This is a genomic window from Bradyrhizobium sp. sBnM-33 (genome assembly GCF_032917945.1).
In the GTDB taxonomy this organism is placed as follows: domain Bacteria; phylum Pseudomonadota; class Alphaproteobacteria; order Rhizobiales; family Xanthobacteraceae; genus Bradyrhizobium.
On the sequence record NZ_CP136624.1, the window covers coordinates 4,072,911 to 4,094,958 of the forward strand.

Consider the following 22,048-nt stretch of genomic DNA (forward strand, 5'->3'; position numbering starts at 1 on the left):
AGCGGCGCTTCAAATCGCCTCCGTAGCTCGGAGGAGTGGCCGGAGCGGAGGTCGCCCGACCACTCCGCCGCTCGCGAGCCGTATCCTATTGGACCGCTTCGATACGCTTGACCATCGCGGCGTACTTCGCGCCGTACTTGTCCCAGACCGGCTTGACCGCATCCTGGAACGGCTTCTTGTCGATATCGGTGATGATCTCGGTGCCGGCCGCTTTCATTTTTTCGATGGCGGCATTCTCCGCTTCATACCAGAGCACGCGCTGCTCTTGCTGCGCTTCCTTCGCAAATTTCTTGATCAGCGCTTGATCTTCAGGCGAAAGCTTCTGCCAGGAGATGCGCGAGAAGACCAGAAGCTCTGGAATAATCAGGTGCTCGGTCATCGTGAAATACTTGGCCACCTGATAATGGTTCTGCGCTATGAACGATGGCGGATTGTTCTCCGCGCCGTCTACCACGCCTGTCTGCATCGAGCTGAAAACCTGATCGAAGCCCAGCGCGACGCCGTTGCCGCCCAGCGCATTCATGGTGTCGACGAACAGCGGATTGCCCATCATGCGGACCTTGAGGCCCTTGAGGTCGGCCATGGTCCGGATCGGCCGCTTGTTGTTATAGACGTTGCGCGAGCCGGCGTTCATCCAGCACAGCGCGATCAGGCCGGTCTTCTCGTTTGCGGAAATCTTCGCCAGCAATTCGTCGCCGATCTCGCCGTCGATCACCTTCTCCATGTGCTTGGAGTTGCGGAAGACGAACGGCATGTTGAAGACGTTGACGTCGTCCACGACAGGGCCGACAGCGCCGACCGAAATACGGGCGATCTGCAGCGCGCCGAGCTGGGCCTGCTCGATCATTTCCTTTTCGCCGCCGAGTTGCATCGACGGGAACATCTGGATTGTCAGCCGGCCATTGGTGGCGGCTTCCAGCTTCTTGCCCATCCGGACCACGGCTTCGACCGTTGGATAGCCCAGCGGATGAACGTCCGATGCTTTCAGCACCATCTTGGTTTGAGCAAATGCCGATGACAGCGGCGTCGCGACCGCCATGGTGGTCCCCAGCCCTGCGCTCAACTTGATGAAGTCGCGGCGTTTCATGTTGTTCCTCCTGATGCTTGTTTATCGTTCGTGGACTTTTCGAACTCTAAGATCGCTGGTCGAAGTACTCCGGATTGATATGTTGAGTAGCCGAGATGTTCTCGAGAAGGCTTTCGAGGTGGATTTCCATTGCCCGCCTTGCGCCTTCCGCGTCATGCGCCTCGATCGCGGTCAGGATGGCCTCGTGTTCGACGATGACCTTCGCGATCCTCCCACGCTGGGGCAGGGTTAGCCGACGATAGCGATCGACGTGAACCTTCACCTGCTGGATATATTTCCAGATTCCGGGATAGCCGGCGACATCGGCGACTGTAGCATGAAACGTTTCATCGGCCTGATGAAACGTCTCGCTGTCTCCGGCCGCGCTGGCCTCGCGCTGTCGCTCCAGAATCGACCGCAGCGCCAGTATCTGGCTCGGCGTCGCACGTTCCGCAGCGAGCTTGGCGGTGGTCTCTTCCAGCGCCTTGCGGATGATGATGGCCTCGGGCAGTGCTGCGACCGGAATGCGCGAAACGAAGATGCCGGACTGGGGATAGATCTCCAGCAGGCCTTCATCCGATAGTTTGAGGATGGCCTCGCGCACAGGGGTGCGGCTCACCCCATAGGAGAGCGCGATTTGCGCCTCCGAGACCGCTTCGCCGGGGCGGCGCTGCAGCGACACCAGTTCGGCTCGAAGATCGGAATAGATCCGGGACGCTGCCGTCGCCGCGCGCGGCCTGCCGCTGCGGCGCGTGCCGGCGGCAATTCGGCGAACCTTCGGATCCGTCTTTTTCGACGCGCGGGCGGGCATGGCTGCTTTCTCAATTGATATATTAGTATATGAATAGCCTTTGACAAACAAAAATCTGGCCGCGCCCGTTTAGTGCCGTGTGCGGCTGGAGGCGTCCATCTGAAGGTTGGGTCAGCGAGCGGCGCCTAATTCGGGCCGCCGATGAAGCCAGCGCGTGTCCGCTGTTCACGCTGTCCGGCACCGATCAACAACTCGATCAAGTGCTGGGCTTGTTGCGGATAGACGGCGGCGATGGGGATGCCTGCCGTGTACATCGTTGCAAGTTCGCAACCCGCTGGCAAAGGGCCGGACAAGGTTACGCCTTTGGTGCTGATGATCTCGGTCGATTGCGTGCACCCGATCGGTCGTCGCGCCTTGGACGCTGCCAGTTCGCGCATCGCTGTCGCGCCACTCGGAAAAATCCTGAGTCGGGTAGCGACCTCATCAGCGATGCCGAGCTGCTGAAGGATATTCGCAACGTGAATTCCGGCTGTCGAGGCTTTGGTGTCCGGCACGAAGATCGCATCGGAGGCCAGCAAAACCTCGCGCAAGCTGACGGCATCCTTGGCTATGGCCTGGGGATCGCCGGCGCGAACGGCGAGGGCGGTTTCGACCAGGCCGATATCGGCTATCGACGTGGCAACAACCAGCCTCTCCTGGGCCAGTTTGGCGAGGAGCGCTGCAGTCAGGATGACGATGTCGGCCGGTGCGCCCTTGCGCAATCTGTCGGCCATGACGCCGACTGCGCCGAATTCGCCCGCGATATCGAAGCCGGTCAGCGCCTTGAAGGCCGGCGTCAGGTTTCCGACCAGGCCCTGTGCCGCGCCGCCGCTCAGGATATTCAGGTTGCTCATCAGCTCAATTCCATCGCGGCGATGATCCTGTCACGCGTGATGGGCAGATCACGCACCCGCACGCCGAGCGCGTCGAACACCGCGTTGGCAATGGCCGCTGTAACCGGACCGTGGGCAGCCTCGCCGGCGCCGACTGGATCCATATCAGGCCGCTGAATGATCTCCACCTCGACATCGGGCACTTCGCTGAAGCGCAGGATCGGATATTCCGCCCAGCTCGTGCTGGTGATGCGTTCTCGGTCAAAGCGCACGCGCTCTTTTAATACCCAGCTTGTGGCTTGAATCGCGCCGCCCTCGATCTGGTTGATAACGCCGTCGGGATTGATCGCTTCGCCGACATCGACCGCCAGCGTCAGCTTCCTGACGCTGATCTCCTCGGCGCTCTCGATCTCGGCGATCGCAGCGCAATAGGCGCCGGTGTTCTTGTAGCGGCCAAAGCCTATGCCGTACCCAATGCCGGGCTGCTTCTCGGGCTTCCACCCCGCGCGTGTGGCCGCGGCGCGGATGACGTCCTTGGCCCGCTCGTCACGCAAATGGCGCAGCCGGAACGCGACCGGGTCCTCGCCGCGCTCGGCCGCGATTTCATCGAGGATGGATTCAATCGCAAACACATTGCCCTGCCCACCAAGCGTCCGTAGCGCGGAGGTACGTATCGGCATGGTTGTCAGGCGATGGCTTTCGATGTGCCACGAAGGAAAATCATAGAGCGGGATCGAGTTGCGATCGCTACCTCCGCCGTTGGCCTGCGGCGGATTGGTCGAGACCATGCGTGGAAACGGGTTCTCCAGTTCGAACGCTGCCAGCAACGCTGGCTGTGCCGCGCGCCCAGGCCGCGCCACATGCCCGTTGCTCCAGATCGAATGTCGCCAGTCGATAATTTCGCCCTGCGCATCAAGATCGGCCTCGATCTCGATCGCCATCGCTGCGCCGAACGGCGCATCCGACATTTCGCCGTGGCGCGACCACTGCACCTGCACCGGCCGGCCGCCGGCGGATTTGGCGAGCAGCACGGCGTCCAGCGCGACGTCATCGGCGGCGTTATGGCCGTAGCAGCCCGCACCTTCCAGATGCTCAACGGTGATGTTCTCGACCGGGAGATTGAGAACCAGCGCCAGATCGGCACGCAACAGATAGACGCCCTGGCTGTGCGTCCAGACATGAACGCGATCGCCGTCCCATTGCGCCATGGCACAGGAGGGTGCGATCGACCCGTGAGCAATATAGGGCCGGGTATATTGCCGCCGGATGGTCCGCGCCACCGCGCCGGGTGCTGCGGCAGCTTTCTTGCCGATAACAGTGGATTCGGACGGTTGCGCTTTGAGGAAGCTTGCGAGATCGTTTTCGTCTGGCAGCGGCTCGCCATCGGACCAAGCCGCACCCTTGCGCAACGCATTGAGGGCTGTCTCCGCAACATGCTTGGTCTCGCTGACGACTCCTGCAAAACTGCCGTTACGTACAATGGCAACGAGACCGGCCACCGCACGGGCGCCATCCTCGTTCAACTCCTCAAGTTTCGCTCGCGCATGCTCCGGACGCAACACGCGTCCGTGCAGCATTCCCGCCAACGCGTGGTCGTGGATGAATCGGGGTCGGCCAAGAACCTTATCCGGAATGTCGATCCTTTGGACGGAATGGCCGGCCAGCGTCCGGCTCGTTGCGATCTTGGGCGTTACGCTGGGCGTAGCGTCGCGATCGAGCGAGACCTCGTCGGCAAGTTCCCAATAGCTGGTCCTGACATTGCCGGGGCCCGAAATGATGCCGTCCTCGATATGGAGGGCCTCGATACCGACGCCCAGCCGTTCGGCTGCCTGCTGAAGGAAGATATGGCGAACCTCGGCGCAGGCATGACGCAGCGCACGGCCCGATTGCTGGATGGAAAGACTTCCCGATGTGACGCCCTCGTTGGGGCTGACGGCGGTCGACGCCCGGATCATCTGCACGCGAGATAGATCGATGTCGAGTTCGTCGGCGGCGATCTGCGCCAGCGCCGTCACGATGCCTTGTCCGATCTCCACCTTGCCCGGCGAAACCGTCACCTGTCCGCTGCTCGAGAACTTCAGCCACGACGATAGTTTCGGGTTCGCTACCAAGCTTACCGGCAAGGCGGGTGGGGAGGGAGCGCGTTGGTTCATCCTGCCGCCATTTCTTCGGCCGCGCGCAGCACCGCCCGTACCATGCGATTATGCGAGCCGCAGCGGCAGAGATTGCGATCGAGCGCTTCCTTTACCTCCCGGCTGGTCGGCGACGGATTTCGCCTTAACAGCGCCGCCGCGCTCATCAGGATGCCGGAAACGCAATAGCCGCATTGCAGCGCCTGCTCAGCGATGAAGGCACGCTGCAGCGGATGCGGCTGCTCGCTCGTTCCCAGCCCTTCGATTGTCGTCACATCCTTGCCCGCCACCGACCAGAGCGGCGTATCGCAGGCCGATATCGCGCGATCGCCGACCATGACGTTGCAGGCGCCGCATTCGCCGGCGCCGCAGCCGAAATGCGGTCCGGTCATACCGAGATGCCCGCGCAGAATATCGAGCAATGAGCGGTCGGGATCGGCGTCAATTTCCAGCTCGACGCCATTGAGGCGAAATCGAACGCTTGGCATCGAGGGTAGGCCTTCTCTGGTGGCATCTTATTGCGGCGGCTTGTCGAATTTCTTGACCACCTCCGCCCATTTCACGATATCGCCGCGGAGGAATTTGTCGAATTCGGCTGCAGTCATTGACATAGGGACGACGCCCTGTTGCATCCATAGTTTTATGATGTCAGGTCGCTTCACAATGTCGTTCACGGCCGCATTGAGTTTGTCGATGATCGGCTTTGGCGTACCCATCGGCGCCATCAAGCCGAGCCAGATCGTGGCCTCGTAGCCGGGAATGCCGGCTTCGATCACCGTCGGCGCATTGGGAAGGACAGTCGATCGCGTCTTGCCGGTCGTCGCCAGCGCGCGGACCTGGTTTTCCGCGACGTTCGGGGCCATCGCCGGAACTGCGTCGATCATCATCTGAACCTGGCCGCCGATCACGCCGCTGCGCGCCTCGCCGCTGTTACGGTAAGGCACGTGCACGAGGTCAATGCGGGCCATCGCTTTGAACAGCTCGCCTGCCATATGGTACGGCGTGCCCTGGCCGGAGGAAGCGTAGTTCAGTTTGCCAGGCTGCGATTTGGCGAGTGCGATGAATTCCTGCAGCGTCTTCGCCTGCACGGAAGGGTGAACCACGATGACGAGGTCGGAATAGTTGACCGGCGCGATCGGCGCGAGATCGCGCATCAGTTCGTATTTGCGCTGCGGCACAAGCGATTCATTGGCGGTCTGGGTGTTCGACATCATCAGCAGCGTGTAGCCGTCCGGCGGCGACTTGACGGCTTCCTGCGTGCCGATCACGCCGCCGGCGCCGGTGCGGTTCTCGATCACGAAGGCCTGCCCAAAGCTTTCCTGGAGGATGCTGCCGATCTGCCGGGCGGTGACGTCGGCAGGCCCTCCGGCGCCGAAGGGCACGATCACCTTCACCGGTCGCGAGGGATAGTCCTGCGCCAGACCCGCCGTAGCAAGGAGGGTTGCTTCCGCAACGGCAACAGCCAGCGCAAGCACTGTTCTCAAGCGCATCATATCAACCTCCCTAGCTCGTTTTTACTGCGTTGGCCTGTGCCGGCCGCTTGTTTCGCCAAGTCTAACGATCCGCGGGGTGACCGCTAGTCCCCAGAATCAGATATTCGTCTCTGACTCGGCCGATTCAAATTCAGGGCAAGGCCACGAGGAGCGCGACATGAAGATCTCCCGCTATCTGGCTATCGTCGCGATCCTGCTGTGCAGTGGGAGTATCGCGAACGCACAAGGCTTGCCAGCCTACATGGCGCCGATTGCGGGCAAAGCCGCGACTACACCCTCGGAGATCGCGACCAAGGATTTGCTGGCGCTCAACACCGGCATGTTCGAGCTCTACGGCGATGCAGCAAAGATTTTCCAGAAGAACATTGTAAGCAAGCATCCGGTGATCCTCGGCCTGTTCTCGGGCGCGGGTGGCCGCATGATCCTTTACCGGCCGGGGCTGGCGCCGATGGACGCGCCGCAGGTGCCTATCGTGTACCAATTGCTGAAGTCGGTCGGCCACAGCACGATGGCGTTGGTGCAGGTCGTAGGCCCCTATGTCGACAACCCCGACAACAAGTCCTGGCGCGGCTCGATGCTGGCCTATCGCAGCCGCATGCAATCGGCGCTCGACGGCCTCGATGCGACGCCGATGGAAGCCGGCTGGCGCGACAACAACCGCATCATCCTGCGGAACAACATCGCCTTCATGGACGAATGCATCGCCAAGGGCGTCATTCCTTTCAGCACACTCGAAGCCTTCGGCAAGAAGCAGGCGCCATATCTGGCGAAGAACGTCGCGTGGGCGGCCCAGACGCAGGTCGCGCACTGGATGACGGTGCTTGCCGAGTGGAAGGCGCAACTCGGCGCCGACTGGGACAAGACCTATGCCGCGAGCAACACGATCTATGTCGCACGCCAGAACAATGTGTTGTTCAGCGTGCTGGCGCAATTCTTCGGTCCCGACGCGATTAATAGCCGTCTGCTGTTGATCGAGACGATTTCCTTCACGACCACGCCGGCCGACATGCTGGAATCGGTAACCCGCATCATCGCGGATCGTTCGGTTGGAGCGTTGTTCTTCGGCAATTACCACTTGATGGATTACGAGCTGATGGGTGGCGATGCGCGTGCCGCGATCATTGCCGAGACCGGCAAGCGCGGTATGACGCCGTTCCTGCCGCCCGCCGTTCCCTTTGGCTCGAAGCAATGGCCGACCCTGGTGACGCCGGGGCCGGGGCCAGCGGCCATCACCGATCTGAAGTAGTTCAAGCAAAAGGCTGAGAGCATGCGGCCTTCTCGGCGCGAATTTCTGAATTGGGTGTCGGCGGGCGGCATTGCGCTCACCCTGTCGCGCCTGGGGGCCGCGGAAGCCGCTCCCTTGCCGCCGCGCGCGTCGCTTCCGGGCCGCACGAACTGGAATCCGGCCGCCAATGGCGCGGGCCGGATCGACGGCGTCGCCAAGGTCACCGGCGCGAAGCTGTACGCTTCCGATTTTCGGGCCGCGGACCTTCCGGGTTGGCCGGCGACCACGTCGCATGCGATGCTGATCCGGGCTCCGGATGCCACGCACGTCTACACCGGTATGGATCTCGCGCGGCTCAGCGGTGCGCTCAAGCCATCGGTGGTGGTGACATCAGCCGACCTCGAAAGGATCGGCACACGCGTTCCCGAATTCTACAAAGGCGACCTGTTCTGCCCGGTCGGCAAGACGCCGCTCTATCTGGGGCAGCCGGTCGGGCTTTTGATCTTCGAGACTTTTGATGCCTTCGATCAGGCACGTCTCGCCTTGCGCGACGGCACATTCGTGAGATTCGGCGAGGAGACGGGCCCCGTCGCGATGCCGCCTTACGCCGCCTATCGCTTCACGCGCGTAGCCGGCGCAACCCCAGAGGCGCCTGACGTCTACTCGCCGGTCCAGGCGGGCTGGGTCAGTCCGGGACGCTCGCAGAACTCGCCGCTTCCGATTTGGTCTCCGGCCGCCAAGGACACCGAGGCGGCCTACGCCAAAGCCGCCATTTATGGCGAGCAAATCCGTAGCGAACTTGCGGCCAAAAATCCAAACCTGCTGGTGCTGGACCGCGAGTTCGAGACACAGTTGGTCGATCCGACGTTTCTCGAGCCGGAATCCGGTCTCGCCTGGTACGACAGGAGGAGCAGCAAACTCGAACTGGTGCTTGGCGTGCAGTCGCCCTACGAGGCGGCCGATTCGATCGCGCATCTTCTCGGCAATGCTCGCGCACCGTTCAAGCCGGCAAGGATCAATGCTCAGTTTACCTATGTCGGCGGCGGGTTCGGCGGACGCGATCACACCCCGTTCGTGCTGTACGTGGCGCTGGCAGCGACGTTCTTCCCCGGCCGTCCAGTCCGGCTGGCGCATGATCGTTACCAACAGTTTCAGGGCGGCATCAAACGCCACGCCTTTAAGATGCGATCCCGCATCGGCGTCGACCGCTCGACCGGCAAGATCCAGGCCTTCGCCGCGGACCACGTCCTCGACGGCGGCGGCCTCGCGAATTTTTCACCCAACGTAGCTACCGTCGGCGCGACCGCTGCGATCGGTATCTATGATGTTCCGAAAGTCGATGTGACAACGGTCGCGCTGCATTCGCGCGGCGTGACCGCGGGATCGATGCGCGGTTATGGCACGTTGCAGACGATGACCGCGCTGGAAGCGCTGGTCGACGAGGTGGCGACCGCCTTGCCTCTCGACCCCATTGAATTCCGGCGGCGCAATGCGCTGAAGCCTAGGGGCCGGACCATGACCGGCAATCCCTATAATGTTTCGGTCCGCACGTCGGAAATTCTAGACAAGCTCGAAAAGCACGCAATCTGGCAGCAGCGCGCGCGGCACAAATCGGCTGCGCCGCAAGGCATCCTCGTCGGCACCGGCGTTGCCTGCGTCACCAAGGATTATGGCTCGGGCGCCGATTGTTCGCTGGGCCGCATCGAGCTTTCGCCGGAAGGAAAGATCTCGATCTTCTGTGACCATGTCGAGATGGGCAACGGCATCGGCACGGCGCTCGCGAACCGCGTCGCCATACATCTCGGCGCAGTTGCCGATGAAGTGTCGGTGGCGCGGGTCGATAGCTATGATGCGCTGGGGCTGGTCACATCAGGCGATCCCTACACGATGGACCAGAAGACGCAGGACGCCGCGGAGAGAAATCCGCGCTGGGTGCCTGCTATCAGTTCGGCGACCAGCGCTTCAATCGGTGCGCATGTCGGCACCCATTCGGCTGCCGAGGCAGCGCGCGTCATCTTCCGTTTCGGTCTCTGGCCGGCCGCGCTGGACATCTGGCGTATTTCGTCGAACGATCCTCGTGCCAAGGCTTGGGCGAAAGCACAGTGGAAGGACAGGCAACTCGTCATGCCCGGCCTTGCGCCGTTGCCGCTATCGGCACTGGCTGCAAGAGCGCATGCGAGGAATTTAGTCACCGGCGCGGTGGCGCACAGCTTCTCTCGCTGGGAGTGGTCGCGTGCCCGCTTTTCCCTTTTTGGCGAACAATACCGCGCCGAGATCGATGCACTGGCGCTGCGCAGGGGCAACGGCAAGTTCGAGCGGATCAACCGGCTCAGTGTCAAATTTCCGCCGACCGGCAATAACCGGATCGGTACTACCTATACCTCGATGTGCGGCACGCTGGTCCGTGTCGAGATCGAGGGTGCCACCGGCGCGCTGCGTATCGCAAAAGCCTACAGCGTGTTCGAATGCGGTCAGGCGCTGGTGCCTGAAGTCGTGATGGGGCAGGCGCAGGGCGGCTTTGCGATGGGCGTCGGCTATGCCTTGCTCGAGACGTTGCCGCCCTTCGAAGGCGGTCCCGGCAACGGGCAGTGGAATCTCGGGCAGTATCTCGTCGCGCGCGGATCGGATCTGCCGCTGCATGACCTCGAAATCGAGATGCTGCCGCCCCTGACGCCGGACGAGCCGCCAAAGGGCATGGCGGAAGTCGTCATGGTTCCGGTGGTGCCTGCGATCCTGAATGCGATCTTCGATGCCACCGGCCGCCGCTTCCAGTCCCTGCCGGTAACGACAAGCCTGCTCAAGGGAGTTTTGGCGTGACCAAATTGAGTCTGACAATTAACGGCCGCGCGTATGGACCGGTGGACGTGCGCGACGAACTTTCGATGAACGATTTCCTGCGCGAGTATCTCGGGATGACCGGCACCAAGTTCGGCTGCGGCGCCGCGCAGTGCCTGAGTTGCGCCGTGATCGTCGATGCTCCCGATGGGACGAGTTACACCAGCCCGACCTGTATCACATCGGCGGCGAGTTTTGACGGCAAGACCATCCGTACGGTCGAAGGACACGCCAAGGACGGCGAACTTTCGGCGCTGCAGAAGGCGTTCATCCAGCACTTCGCCTTCCAATGTGGCTACTGTACCGCGGGCTTCCTCAACGAGGGGCAGGTCTTGCTGGAGCGCCTGGCCAAGGCTCCTGTGAAACGCGCCGACCTGGAAACGACAATAGCCGAAGCGCTTGATGGTCACATCTGCCGCTGCACCGGCTACATCAAATATCACGAGGCGGTGGGTGACGTGATCCTGGCGGATTCCAAACGCTATCTCGCAGCGACCCGGTGATCGGGCAGGGGAGCGCGACATGAAATCGGAGTTGCGCTTCCAGCTTCTGGTCGCCGTGGTCGCGGTCGTGCCAAGTATGTTCGCCGGCTACGCTGTCTCCCAAACCGCGCCGTCCGCGTTAGCAAGCCCGGACAGCTTTGCTTCAATTGCTGATGCCGATGCGCGCTCGGCGGCCATGTTTACCGAGCTGGGCAGGGTGCTCACCCATCCGCGCTGCACCAATTGTCATCCGGCAACCGATCGGCCGCGGCAAGGCGATGAGGCTCGGCTGCATCAGCCGCCGGTGACGCGTGGCCCGGACGGCCATGGCCTTGCCGCGATGCGTTGTTCGATTTGCCACAAGAACGCGAACTTTGAACCAGGCCGGATGCCGGGCCATCCGGAATGGCACCTCGCGCCGCGCGAAATGGCGTGGGAAGGCAAGCCGGTTGCCGAAATCTGTGCGCAGCTCAAAGACCCCGCACGCAACGGCGGGCGCAAGCTCGAGGAACTCATCCATCATATCGGCGAAGATACGCTGGTTGGTTGGGCTTGGGCCCCGGGAGGAGGCCGCAGCCCCGTGCCGGGTACGCAGAAGCAGGCCGGTGCGCTGGTCGAGGCCTGGGTAAAGACCGGCGCGGCCTGTCCCGCGCAGTAACACTTGGGCGTAGAACACTTGAGCGTGGAACACTTGGCCGTAGCTGCTACGCCCCGTCTGCGATGGACAGCCGCCAATCCATAGGAATAATGCTCGCGCTCAGGGGTAGCTAACTTCGCCCACAAGCGCGGGGAATGAAAACATGAAACACCCAGGGATTTCGCGCCGCGACGTGCTGGCTGGCACAGGCGCCGTTCTCGCAGGCGCAGCATTTTCCACGCGCGTCATGGCGGCTGCGCCTCCGCCGGAAGCGGTCACGCCCGCGCTGATCGAGGCGGCGAAGAAGGAAGGCAAAGTCATCTATTACACCTCGACCGACTTGCCGGTCGCGGAGAAGCTGGCGAAGGCGTTCGAGGCGAAATATCCGGGCATTGCGGTACGTGTCGAGCGCACCGGCGCGGAGCGCTTGTTCCAGCGTATCGGCCAGGAATATTCCAGCAATATCCACGCCGTCGACATCGTGAATTCATCCGACGCCGCGCATTTCATCGTCTGGAAACGTGACGGCATTCTGGCGCCCTACGTGCCGGAAGACGTCGCAAAATTCTATCCGGCCGAGCACAAGGATCCGGACGGCCAGTTTGCCAGCTTCCGCGTCTGGCTCAGCATCATCGCCTACAACACAAATCTGGTGAAAGCGGAGGAGGCGCCGAAGAGTTTTGCCGATCTGCTCGATCCCAAGTGGAAGGGCAAGATCGTCAAGGCACATCCGGGCTATAGCGGCACCATCATGACCGCGACCTACCAGATGCAGCGCGATCTCGGCTGGAGCTTTTTCGAGAAGCTCGCCAGGCAGAACATCATGCAGGTGCAGTCGTCGGCCGATCCGCCGAAAAAACTCGATCTCGGCGAGCGCGCGGTGATGGCCGACGGCAACGAATACAACATCTTCCAGATGAGGGAGGCAGGCCGCCCGGTCGAGCCGGTGTACGCCACGGAAGGGTCGCCGCTGATTATCGGACCGAACGGTGTCTTCAAGGATGCACCCAACCCCAACGCGGCAAGGCTGTTTCAGCAGTTCAGTCTCAGCCGGGAGGCCCAGCAGCTCATCGTCGATGTCGGCGGTCTCCGCTCGGTGCATTCTCAAACCGTCGAGAAAGCGGGACGCACGCCGCTCAAGGACATCAAGACCATGAAGGACGACGCGGCGGCAGTGGAGAAGGAGAGCGAGGCCATCAAGGCGCGCTATACAAAAATCTTCCGCGTTTGACCGCTATGCCCTCCGGACTGCCCAGGATTTCGGTCGCCGAAACGCTTGCGGAAAAGATCGTTGCAGTGCGAGCGGGCGCATTACCGGAGGCGACCGCGCACAAATGCGAGGACCTGCTGATCGACGTGGTTGGCCTATGCGTGACGGCGCGGAACGAGGATTACGTCGGAAGTGCGCTGGCCGGTTGCGACGATGACGGTCCCTGCACGGCGATCGGCCACAAGCGCACGCTGAGCGCGGCCGGCGCCGCCTTCGTCAACGGCACTGCCGCCCACGGCGAGGATTTCGATGATACTTTCGAAGGTGGTCCGGTGCATGCCGGCGCCGTGATCGTACCGGCAGTGCTCGCCGTCTGTGAGCGGCACAACCCGGATGGCCGCATGGCGCTGATCGGGATTGCGGTCGGCACCGAAGTGCTGTGTCGGTTGAGTCTCGTCGTGCCCAAGGCCGTTCATAAGGCGGGCTTTCACCCGACTGCGGTCTTCGGCGCGATCGGTGCGGCCGCCGGCATCGGTGCAGCGCTTGGCTTCAACGCCAGGCAGATCGTCGATGCGCTCGGCGTCGCCGGCAGCATGGCCGGCGGCATCATCGAATATCTCGCCGAAGGCGCCTGGACCAAGCGGCTGCATGCCGGATGGGCGGCGCAATCAGGCATCCGCGCGGCGCTGTTGGCGCGGGGAGGGTTCGTCGGTCCGCGAACGGTGTTCGAGGGCGTGCATGGCCTATTCCATGGCTTCGCGCATACCACCGATGGCGACTATGCCGCGCTGACCGGCGATTTCGGCGCGCGCTGGGTGACGGACACGCTGGCGTTCAAGCCTTATCCATGCGGAACGATGGCGCAGCCCTATATCGACTGTGCGCGTCGTCTCGCCGCGCGCGGCGTAAAGCCGGAGGATGTCGCCGAGATCGTCTGCGAAGTAGCGGAGGGAACGGTGCACCGGCTGTGGGAGCCGCTGGCCGACAAGCAGCGTCCGCGCAACGGCTATGCCGCAAAGTTCGCAGTGCCTTATCTGCTGGCCACCGGCTTCGTGCATGGCAGCGTCGGGCTCGGTGCGTTCACCGAAAACGCGATCCGCGATCCGCGCGTGCTGGCGCTCGCCGCCAGAGTGAAATTCGTGATCGACCCTGACAATCCCTATCCGAACAACTACACCGGCCACATCCGCGCCACGCTCAGAGATGGCAGCGTGGTGGAAGAGCGGCAGCCGTATCTGCGCGGCGGTGCGCAGGAGCCGCTGACGCGGCAGGACGTGACCGACAAGTTTCTGCTCAACGCCGATCATGGCGGCTGGAGCGCCATGCAAAGTGAAGCGGCGTTGAAACTGATGGCAGGGCTGTATAATGGCCGCATCGATCTTTCCTCATTGCGCGGGTAGCGGCTCATGACCAAAGAACTCGCCGGGAAAGTCGCCATTGTCACCGGCGCCGGCCGCAATATCGGCCGCGCGATCGCGCTGACGCTGGCGGAGGGCGGTGCGTCCATTGTGGTGAATGCGCGCAGCAACCGCGCCGAGGCGGAGGCAGTCGCCCATGAGATCGAGGCTGCCGGCGGCAAGGCCCTGGTTCACATTGGCGACATCGCCGACGCCGGCGCGGTACAAGCCATGGCCGATGCTGCCGTGAGGCAATTCGGGCGCATCGATATCCTCGTCAACAACGCGGCGCTGCGGCGCGAAAAATCGTTCGCCGAGATGGACTATGCGGCGTGGCGCGAAATCCTCGACGTGACCCTCGACGGCACCTTCCACTGTGTAAAGGCCTGCCTGCCGGCGCTGCGGAAGTCCGGCGCGGGAGCCATCGTCAATATCGGCGGCCTCAGTGCGCACACGGGGGCAAAAAATCGCGCGCATGTGGTGACGGCGAAGGCTGGCATCATCGGCTTGACCCGCGCGCTGGCGCACGACCTGGCCGACGACGGCATCACGGTGAACTGCGTGGTCCCCGGGCTGATCGGCACGCCGCGGCCGAAGGATAAGCCGGAGCCGGCGCATCACTTGACCCATCAGACCATCAGCGGCAATCGAGGCTTGCCGGAAGACGTCGCCGCAACTGTGCGTTTCCTGTGCGGGCCCGGTGCGCGCTACGTCAACGGTCAGGCGATCCACACCAATGGCGGCGCCTATTTGGGCGCCTGATGCATGGCTAAAGGCTGTTTTTGCAGACGTACTGTCGGACAAACCCTCTCGGCGATCGCGGCGTTTGATGTTACGTAGAAACGCATGAACCAGCATGCCAAGGTCGACATCCGCCACTCCACCTGTCCGCACGATTGTCCGTCGGCCTGTGCTCTCGATATCGAGGTGATCGACGGGCGCTCGATCGGCCGGGTCCGCGGCTCCAAGCAGCAGACCTATACGGCGGGCGTGGTCTGCGCCAAGGTTGCGCGCTACGCCGAGCGCATTCATCATCCAGACCGGCTGCTCTACCCGATGCGCCGCACTGGACCGAAAGGCTCCGGCCAGTTTGCGCGGATTTCCTGGGATGAGGCGTTGGACGAAATCGCTGCGCGCTTCGATCAGGCCGAACGCGAATTCGGCGCTGAATCGGTCTGGCCCTATTACTATGCCGGCACCATGGGGCTCGTGATGCGCGACGGCATCAATCGCCTGGCGCATGTAAAAAAATACTCGCGCTACTACTCGACGATCTGCGCCAACATCGCGCGCGTCGGCTTCGCGATCGGTACCGGCAAGATCGCCGGCGTCGATCCTCGCGAGATGGGCGTCTCCGATCTCGTCGTGATCTGGGGCACCAATCCGGTGAACACCCAGGTCAACGTGATGACGCATGCCTCGCGCGCCCGCAAGGAGCGCGGCGCGAAAATCGCCGCGGTCGACGTCTACAACAACGACACCATGAAGCAGGCCGACATCAAGATATTGCTCCGGCCGGGGACCGACGGCGCCTTCGCCTGCGGCGTCATGCACGTGCTGTTCCGCGAAGGTTACGCGGACCGCGCCTATATGGATCGTTATACCGACTGTCCGGACGAACTCGAGAGGCATCTGGCGACCCGCACGCCGGAATGGGCTTCGAAGATCTCGAGCGTCCCGGTCGAGGAGATCGAGGCGTTCGCGCGCCTGGTCGGCCAGACCAAGCGTACGTTCTTCCGCCTCGGCTACGGCTTTACGCGCAGCCGCAACGGCGCAACGCAGATGCATGCGGCGTTGTGCATCCCGGCAGTGACCGGTGCATGGCAGTATGAAGGCGGCGGCGCATTCTTCAACAATGCTTCGATCTGGCAGTTCAACGAATCCATCATCGAGGGGCACGACGCGATCGACCCTACGACCCGCTGGCTCGACCAGTCCCAGATCGGGCGCATCCTGACTGGCGATACCGACGCCCTGAAAGGCGGTGGTCCGGTGAAGGCAATGTTGATCCAGAACACTAATCCGGTGACGGTCGCCCCCGAACAGGCGCTGGTGCGCCGGGGATTTGCGCGCGAGGACCTGTTCGCCGCGGTGCATGAGCAGTTCATGACTGAGACGGCGGCCATGGCCGATATCGTGCTCCCCGCCACCATGTTCATGGAACATGACGATCTCTACTACGGCGGTGGCCACCAACATATTTCGGTCGGCCCCAAGCTGATCGATCCGCCCGGCGAGTGCCGTTCCAATCATGAGGTGCTGCAAGGCCTCGGCCGGCGTCTCAATGCCGTGCATCTCGGATTTGAGATGACGCCGCGCGAACTGATTGATGCGACGCTGAAGAAGAGCAGCCACGGCGACATCGAGACGCTGGAAGCGGATCTGTGGCGTGACATCCAGCCGGATTTTCGTACCTCGCATTATCTCGACGGCTTTGCGCATCCGGACAAGAAGTTCCACTTCAAGGCCGATTGGGCGCATCCTCCGTCCGGTAAGCCTGGCCTCGGTCCGTGGGAGCAGATGCCATCGCTGCCGGACCACTGGATGGTCGTCGAGGAGGCGGATGAGGCGCATCCGTTCCGGCTCGCCACCAGTCCGTCGCGCAGCTTCCTCAATACCAGCTTCAACGAAACCCCGTCGTCAATCGCGCGCGAGGGCAGTCCGACCGTGATGATCCATCCCGAGGATGCGGCGTCACTCGCGATTGCCGACGGCGATGCCGTCACGCTCGGCAACACGCGTGGAGAAACGACGTTGACCGCGCGGCTATTCGACGGCCTGCGCCGTGGCGTGCTGGTCGCGGAATCCATTCATCCCAACAAGGCCCATATCGGTGGTCGCGGCATTAACATGTTGACCGGTGCCGAAACGGTCGCGCCGGTCGGCGGCGCCGCGTTTCATGACAACAAGGTCTGGGTGAAAAAGGCGACCTCAGCCAGTGGGCGCAAGAGTTAGACCGCTCTTGCAGTCCACCGTCATCCGGCCGCAAATGCTTTGCCAGCATTTGACGAAAAGGCGAGCGGGACAATGACCGACCACAAAAGCGTAATCTGCGAAAAGCGCCGGCAGGCGTTCTGGATCACCATCAACCGCCCGGATAAGCGCAATGCCATCAATGCTGATGTGGTCGCCGGCATCGCCCGCGGCTATCGCGACGCGCATGATGACAAGGACGTCCGCGTCATGGTGCTGACCGGGGCGGGCGACAAGGCGTTTTGCGCCGGCGCCGATCTGCAGAACAGCGGCGCTGCCTTCGCGATGGATTATTCGCGACCGAATGTCGATTACGCCGATCTGCTGCGGCTGTCGCAAAACGCCACCAAGCCCGCGATCGCGCGGGTGGGGGGCGTCTGCATGGCGGGCGGCATGGGCTTATTGTGCATGACCGACATGGCAGTTGCCGCCGATCATGTAGTCTTCGGGCTGCCCGAGGTGAAGGTCGGCGTGTTCCCGATGCAGGTGTTGAGCCTGTTGCAGTCGATCGCGCCGAAGCGGCTGGTCAGCGAATGGGCGCTGACCGGCGAGCCGTTTGATGCGCACGCGGCACAGGCCGCCGGGCTCCTGAACTACGTGGTGCCAGCGGCCGAACTTGACGCCAAGATCGAATGGCTGGTCAGCCGCATCGTCGACAAGTCGCCGACCGCGATCCGCCGCGGCAAATATGCCATGCGGGCGATCGCCTCGATGTCGTTCGACGAGAGCATCGCCTATACCGAAAGCCAGATTGCGCTATTGGCGATGACGGAAGACGCCAAGGAAGGTCTTAAGGCTTTCGGGGAGAAGCGCAAGCCTTCCTGGCCGGGCAAATAGTTTGATTGCGGTCCCTACGTGATCCTGTTGGAGCGCCCACAAGGTAAATCGGTGGGACTTACGATGCTCGCGAGGTGTCAGTCCGAGAACGGACTAGGGCAGCTTTGGTTCGTTCCTCGCGACGTTTCTTGGAGCCCGAGATCAGTTGCTTGCGTGTGCGCTTGGCATAGGCTGGCAGCTGGCGTGTCGATCGATGGCGAGCCGCGGCGCGTAACTCAGCATCCGTGAGGTCGCTGTCGGCACCTTCCGTAAAGCCGCCATGACGGAACGAGGTAAATGAGAGTTCGGTTCGAATCCCGGCTGCAATAACTATCTTTTTTACAACACTTCGAAGATAGCGCAGATCTTTGCGCTCCGTAATCCATGGCAGTGGCGTGCGCGACCTGCGATGTTTATGGTCGCGCCGAAAAATCAGCCCCAAAATCATCTTCTCCTTGATGGCGTCGAGCTCCTCCATCAATTCGGGGAAAAGGGGCTCGCCGGTTTCGTCAAATAGAGGCCACCAAGCTTCCTCGCCATTTTTCGGATGGACGATCTTTACGCTGTTCGGCCGCTCGTTGGGCCGGTAGTGTGAGATTTCAAAGGCGCCGAACACGTGTTCCTCGCGCTGCAACCACTCCCAAGTTAGCAGTGCCGCAGTTCCCACTGAGTTATATCCGAGCTTCTTTGCGGATATTCTGAAGGCAACGAGCTCGTCCCAAGTCGCTGTGGGCGTTTCACGCGCAGGCTGACCAGGCGCGCGACTTTTAAGGCCCATCCGCGAGAATGGATTGGTCGCTGGGACTACTGTTTCCTGAGCGCGTTGACCAACAAACCAAGCGCGCCTACAGGCGGTCATGGATGCATTCGCAAAACGACGACGCTCGCGTTTGACGATGTTACCACCTGGATCTTTGTCGTCCACAACGAGCAGCTTGGCGTAAATCGCATCCACAAATGCTTTCGTGAAGTCAGAAATCTGCTTCGAGCCCGCGCGGCTACCATCCTTCAGGATTTGGTTGGAAAACAGCGACAATCCTTGTTCGTAGAGGCGCTGGGTCTTGTGGTCGACTTCTTTCCATTTCTGGTGGGCCCTGAATATGCCGACCAGCCAATCAAAAGTGCCCGGCGCAGGAGAAGTTGGAACCATGTCACTCAATCCTCCTGAGCGCCAGCTGTCGAATGCGGGTAACAGGATGTTCTCGGCTCGGTCGACGGCGGCCACGTGGTCCTGCCCTAGTGCTTCAGCCTTGACGTGGCAGCCCAGTTTGCGGGCCCAAGTCGGCGGCTCAAAGAAGTATGCCCATCGACCATTCTTTAATGGTTTTCGCCGGCAGTAGCGGGGAACAGTCAATGCTGTGCAACGTGGTTTCATACTAGTGAGGCCAAATCCTTTGCTTCCGATCTAACTAGATCCATAGCTTTGGCTGGTCCCATGAGGCTATCGATAACGGCTTTCGACCAAACGGGTTCTCGAGAGCGCCCAGTTCCGTGATAGCCAATTGGTGGTGGTGCCTCCCCGCGCACCACGGCGCGTGCGAGTTCAGCTGTGTTGCGGTAGTCCAGGTAGGCGGCGGCCATGTCGGCCCGCATGAGTGCAGGCCATATGCCGATGGGTGGATAACGCGCAGGAAGCGCAGAGCGTGGTGACATGAGCGGTAGTTCGTGCGTATGCGTCAATCGTCGAGATGCAGGACTAATGGGATCGTCGATTCGCACGATTTTTGATGAGGCGCTGCCTTAGGCTCAAAAAGCACTGACCTAGATCGTTCAGCTCGCGAATGACCTTTTCGTGCATTGTTTCACGCCTTCGGTCGCTTGACCGTTCGATATGGCAAAGGAGAAGGCTTTAGAAGGGGAGGCAAGATCTGGTGTGGGTATCGGCTGGCATAGAGTGCAAATTGGCCGAGATGATCCCGATCACAGGAGCGCGCGGGTGCCAGTCGTGTTGGCAGCCCGGATTCGCGCTTTTTCGTAAGATGAGCGCGGAAGAGCTCCGCTTCGGATGAAGACGATCGCAACCATGAGTGGTAGATCGCAACGTGGCGCGGGCGGATAGCGGTGGCCCATTTGCACTGTGCCTATTTACCGCTGGTCGAGAGGCATCGGATTCCAGTAGGTTATCAGCGCTCAATCCGACAAGTCTATCGCCGACGTGACATTAGAGCCGCAATAAGCCTTTCCTTTATCGGAATGATATGCGTCGCAGCAGATCGCGGTGACAGTTCATACCGAGAATTCCGCTTTGTGCTTGCGAGAGGCTCGGAAATGCTCGCAAGCCTTGCGAGGCGTTTGGTTACAATCGAACTCACACTTCGCGTTCAAAAAAGATGTGCTGCTCTCGCGTCCATCCTTGCGGCGCGCTTTCGCTCGGCGCGTTCTTGCAGGTGTAAACAGGAAGGCTGGATCTGACATTGGGCAATCCGCCCTCAGCCGCTACGGAGCGGAATCTTGCCGCTCACCAGGGGGTTGAATATTCCGAACTGCATTCGCGATGCGGCACCCGACGCATTGGGGCGTCGCATCATCAATCGAAGATTCGAGTGCGATACAAGAATATCGATCCAGGTAGCGTCGACTAGCTTACCTATCGGCTGGAATCCAGGCTCAGATCGCATCGGTGCATTGGATTTTCAGGAATCGTCCGCGAATTACGTGGCGCGAGAAGAAGCCGATGCTTCTCTCCACGAAATACTGAACGCCGCGGAATCGGTTGAGAAAGGGAGTTCCGCTCACGGTCGAACTCGAGCGGGCCCTTCTTAACGCGATCATCGTTTGGGGCGCGCGAATCGCCGGTCGAGCTTCCGTTCGGCCAACAGGAGATTTGTTGCGAATTTCTCATCGCAGAACGACCTGTACGCGTCGTCAAAGCCGAGTACATCGCAATGCGACTGGCTTCCTAAGTCGGCCTGACCGTTGCCCTGGTAAGCCTTGAGCGCGCAGCGGGAAAGGACGTCCCCTTATTCCGCGTAAAATTGGAAGGAGGCTGGAGCCGGAAACCCATGGTTTCTGCCCTTACGCTGCTTGAGCTTGATGAACTCATGGCCTGCTATTCCAGTTAGGAACAACCCGCGACCGTCATTCGTGACCATTTCGGGCGCCAAGGAAGACTCTCAAAGAGCTCTTTGGACGCGTGTTGTTCAACATTCTCCGTGGCGAACACGGATGACCATGCGCGCAATCACGCCACTTTTTTGACGGTAAGGAACTTTGCTTGACTCCGGCATATGACATTTGTCCGCAAAATCGAACAGTAGAGAAGCAACCCAAACTATGCTGATCATGGGAAAGGAGCGCGCCAGTCAAATTGCTCTGAGTTGAAAGCGGCGCCCTTATTTCTAATGAACAACGCCGATGCCATCCAACTCGCGGCAGGACAAGCGAAAACGATCAAGCAGCGCTGGTCCGCCGTATGCGCTGAGCAAAACTCAGCAAGATCGGTAGAAATTTTCTTTGGCAGTGCCAATTGTTGAACCCGTATGCCCTCTTGGAAATGCCGGAATGCCGATTGATGTTGTATGTCTTCGATAGATCGCGGAAGGCTGACTTCACGTATTGCTGGCTGGCACATCCGCTGGCCGCTGACCTGGGCTCTCGTGAACCGAGCCGCTGACGCGTCTCGGCCGTCCGGCTTCGATCCCTTGCGCGATACGGTGTCGCTCGCCGGAGGCACTCACGGCGCAAGTGACAGAAAACGTCTTCGATACTCGGACGGGGCGAGCTCGGCTGGTTCCGCAGGGCGCGCGACTGATCGGCAGCTACGACAGCCAGGTCGCGTTTGGACATTCGCGCGTGCTCCTAGTCTGGACCCGGCTCGTCATGCCTAATGGGCGCTCCATCGTGCTCGAGCGCCAACGGGGCGCTGACACCGCAGGCAATGCCGGTCTTGAGGATCAGGTCGACAACCATTGGTTTGAGCTATTCAAGGCCGCCACGCTTTCGACGTTGCTTGGCGTCGGAGCCGAACTGGGCGCCAGTGAAAACGACAGCGACATCATCCGGGCGCTGCGCCGTGGGGCAGGGGATTCCCTCAATCAAACCGGTCAGCAGGTGGTACGCCGCAATCTCAACATCCAGCCGACGCTGACCATCCGTCCGGGATTTCCGGTCAGGGTGATTGTCAACCGCGATCTTATACTCGAGCCTTATCGAGAATGAG

Annotated in this window: 16 protein-coding genes and 1 pseudogene; 10 read left to right on the top strand and 7 right to left on the bottom strand. The window is 61.5% G+C overall.

The features are described 5' to 3' along the window. Positions 1-85 precede the first annotated feature (85 nt). The 6 genes from RX328_RS18610 to RX328_RS18635 form a co-directional block, all read right to left on the bottom strand. A complete protein-coding gene (locus RX328_RS18610; protein WP_213253350.1) occupies positions 86-1,087 on the bottom strand; it encodes a TRAP transporter substrate-binding protein in 1,002 nt (333 codons plus the stop codon). Positions 1,088-1,133: 46 nt separating this feature from the next. Next, the gene (locus RX328_RS18615; RefSeq protein ID WP_213253351.1) at positions 1,134-1,877 is read right to left on the bottom strand and encodes a GntR family transcriptional regulator; all 744 of its coding nucleotides are present in this window, start codon (positions 1,875-1,877) and stop codon (positions 1,134-1,136) included. Between the two features lie 125 nt (positions 1,878-2,002). Continuing rightward, entirely contained in the window at positions 2,003-2,710 is a 708-nt protein-coding gene (locus RX328_RS18620) for a molybdate ABC transporter substrate-binding protein (protein ID WP_213253352.1), read from the bottom strand. After that, positions 2,710-4,842: a xanthine dehydrogenase family protein molybdopterin-binding subunit gene (locus RX328_RS18625; RefSeq protein ID WP_213253353.1), complete on the bottom strand. Its 2,133-nt coding sequence runs from the start codon at positions 4,840-4,842 to the stop codon at positions 2,710-2,712. Before RX328_RS18625 ends, RX328_RS18620 begins: the two co-directional genes overlap by 1 nt. Continuing rightward, on the bottom strand, positions 4,839-5,309 hold the full coding sequence (locus tag RX328_RS18630; protein ID WP_213253354.1) for a (2Fe-2S)-binding protein: 471 nt from the start codon (positions 5,307-5,309) through the stop codon (positions 4,839-4,841). Before RX328_RS18630 ends, RX328_RS18625 begins: the two co-directional genes overlap by 4 nt. A gap of 27 nt (positions 5,310-5,336) precedes the next feature. Further along, complete coding sequence (locus RX328_RS18635; RefSeq protein ID WP_409410859.1) at positions 5,337-6,311, bottom strand: tripartite tricarboxylate transporter substrate binding protein; 975 nt, start codon at positions 6,309-6,311, stop codon at positions 5,337-5,339. Between the two features lie 160 nt (positions 6,312-6,471). Here RX328_RS18635 and RX328_RS18640 point away from each other — a divergent pair, with 160 nt between their 5' ends. The 9 genes from RX328_RS18640 (at position 6,472) to RX328_RS18680 (ending at position 17,910) form a co-directional block, all read left to right on the top strand. After that, entirely contained in the window at positions 6,472-7,560 is a 1,089-nt protein-coding gene (locus tag RX328_RS18640) for a hypothetical protein (protein ID WP_213253356.1), read from the top strand. A gap of 21 nt (positions 7,561-7,581) precedes the next feature. Next, positions 7,582-10,356, top strand: coding sequence for a xanthine dehydrogenase family protein molybdopterin-binding subunit (locus RX328_RS18645; RefSeq protein ID WP_213253357.1), 2,775 nt, complete (start codon positions 7,582-7,584; stop codon positions 10,354-10,356). Further along, entirely contained in the window at positions 10,353-10,877 is a 525-nt protein-coding gene (locus tag RX328_RS18650) for a (2Fe-2S)-binding protein (protein WP_213253358.1), read from the top strand. Before RX328_RS18645 ends, RX328_RS18650 begins: the two co-directional genes overlap by 4 nt. A gap of 19 nt (positions 10,878-10,896) precedes the next feature. After that, entirely contained in the window at positions 10,897-11,514 is a 618-nt protein-coding gene (locus tag RX328_RS18655; RefSeq protein ID WP_213253359.1) for an Isoquinoline 1-oxidoreductase subunit, read from the top strand. Positions 11,515-11,656: 142 nt separating this feature from the next. Continuing rightward, entirely contained in the window at positions 11,657-12,724 is a 1,068-nt protein-coding gene (locus tag RX328_RS18660; RefSeq protein WP_213253360.1) for an ABC transporter substrate-binding protein, read from the top strand. A gap of 5 nt (positions 12,725-12,729) precedes the next feature. Continuing rightward, the gene (locus tag RX328_RS18665; RefSeq protein WP_249726713.1) at positions 12,730-14,103 is read left to right on the top strand and encodes an MmgE/PrpD family protein; all 1,374 of its coding nucleotides are present in this window, start codon (positions 12,730-12,732) and stop codon (positions 14,101-14,103) included. 6 nt (positions 14,104-14,109) lie between these two features. Next, a complete protein-coding gene (locus RX328_RS18670; RefSeq protein ID WP_213253361.1) occupies positions 14,110-14,862 on the top strand; it encodes a 3-oxoacyl-ACP reductase family protein in 753 nt (250 codons plus the stop codon). A gap of 84 nt (positions 14,863-14,946) precedes the next feature. Further along, on the top strand, positions 14,947-17,055 hold the full coding sequence (locus tag RX328_RS18675; protein WP_213253362.1) for a molybdopterin oxidoreductase family protein: 2,109 nt from the start codon (positions 14,947-14,949) through the stop codon (positions 17,053-17,055). 72 nt (positions 17,056-17,127) lie between these two features. Continuing rightward, positions 17,128-17,910, top strand: coding sequence for an enoyl-CoA hydratase/isomerase family protein (locus RX328_RS18680; RefSeq protein ID WP_213253363.1), 783 nt, complete (start codon positions 17,128-17,130; stop codon positions 17,908-17,910). Between the two features lie 58 nt (positions 17,911-17,968). On the opposite strand, the gene RX328_RS18685 is transcribed toward RX328_RS18680, so the two are convergent. Continuing rightward, positions 17,969-19,114 carry a hypothetical protein gene (locus tag RX328_RS18685; RefSeq protein WP_213253364.1) on the bottom strand — a complete coding sequence of 382 codons (1,146 nt, stop codon included), beginning with the start codon at positions 19,112-19,114 and terminating at the stop codon, positions 17,969-17,971. A 2,444-nt stretch (positions 19,115-21,558) separates the two neighbouring features. On the opposite strand from RX328_RS18685, the pseudogene RX328_RS18690 reads away from it, so the two are divergent. Then, positions 21,559-22,047: pseudogene (locus tag RX328_RS18690) on the top strand (TrbI/VirB10 family protein); the annotation flags it as partial. Position 22,048 lies beyond the last annotated feature (1 nt).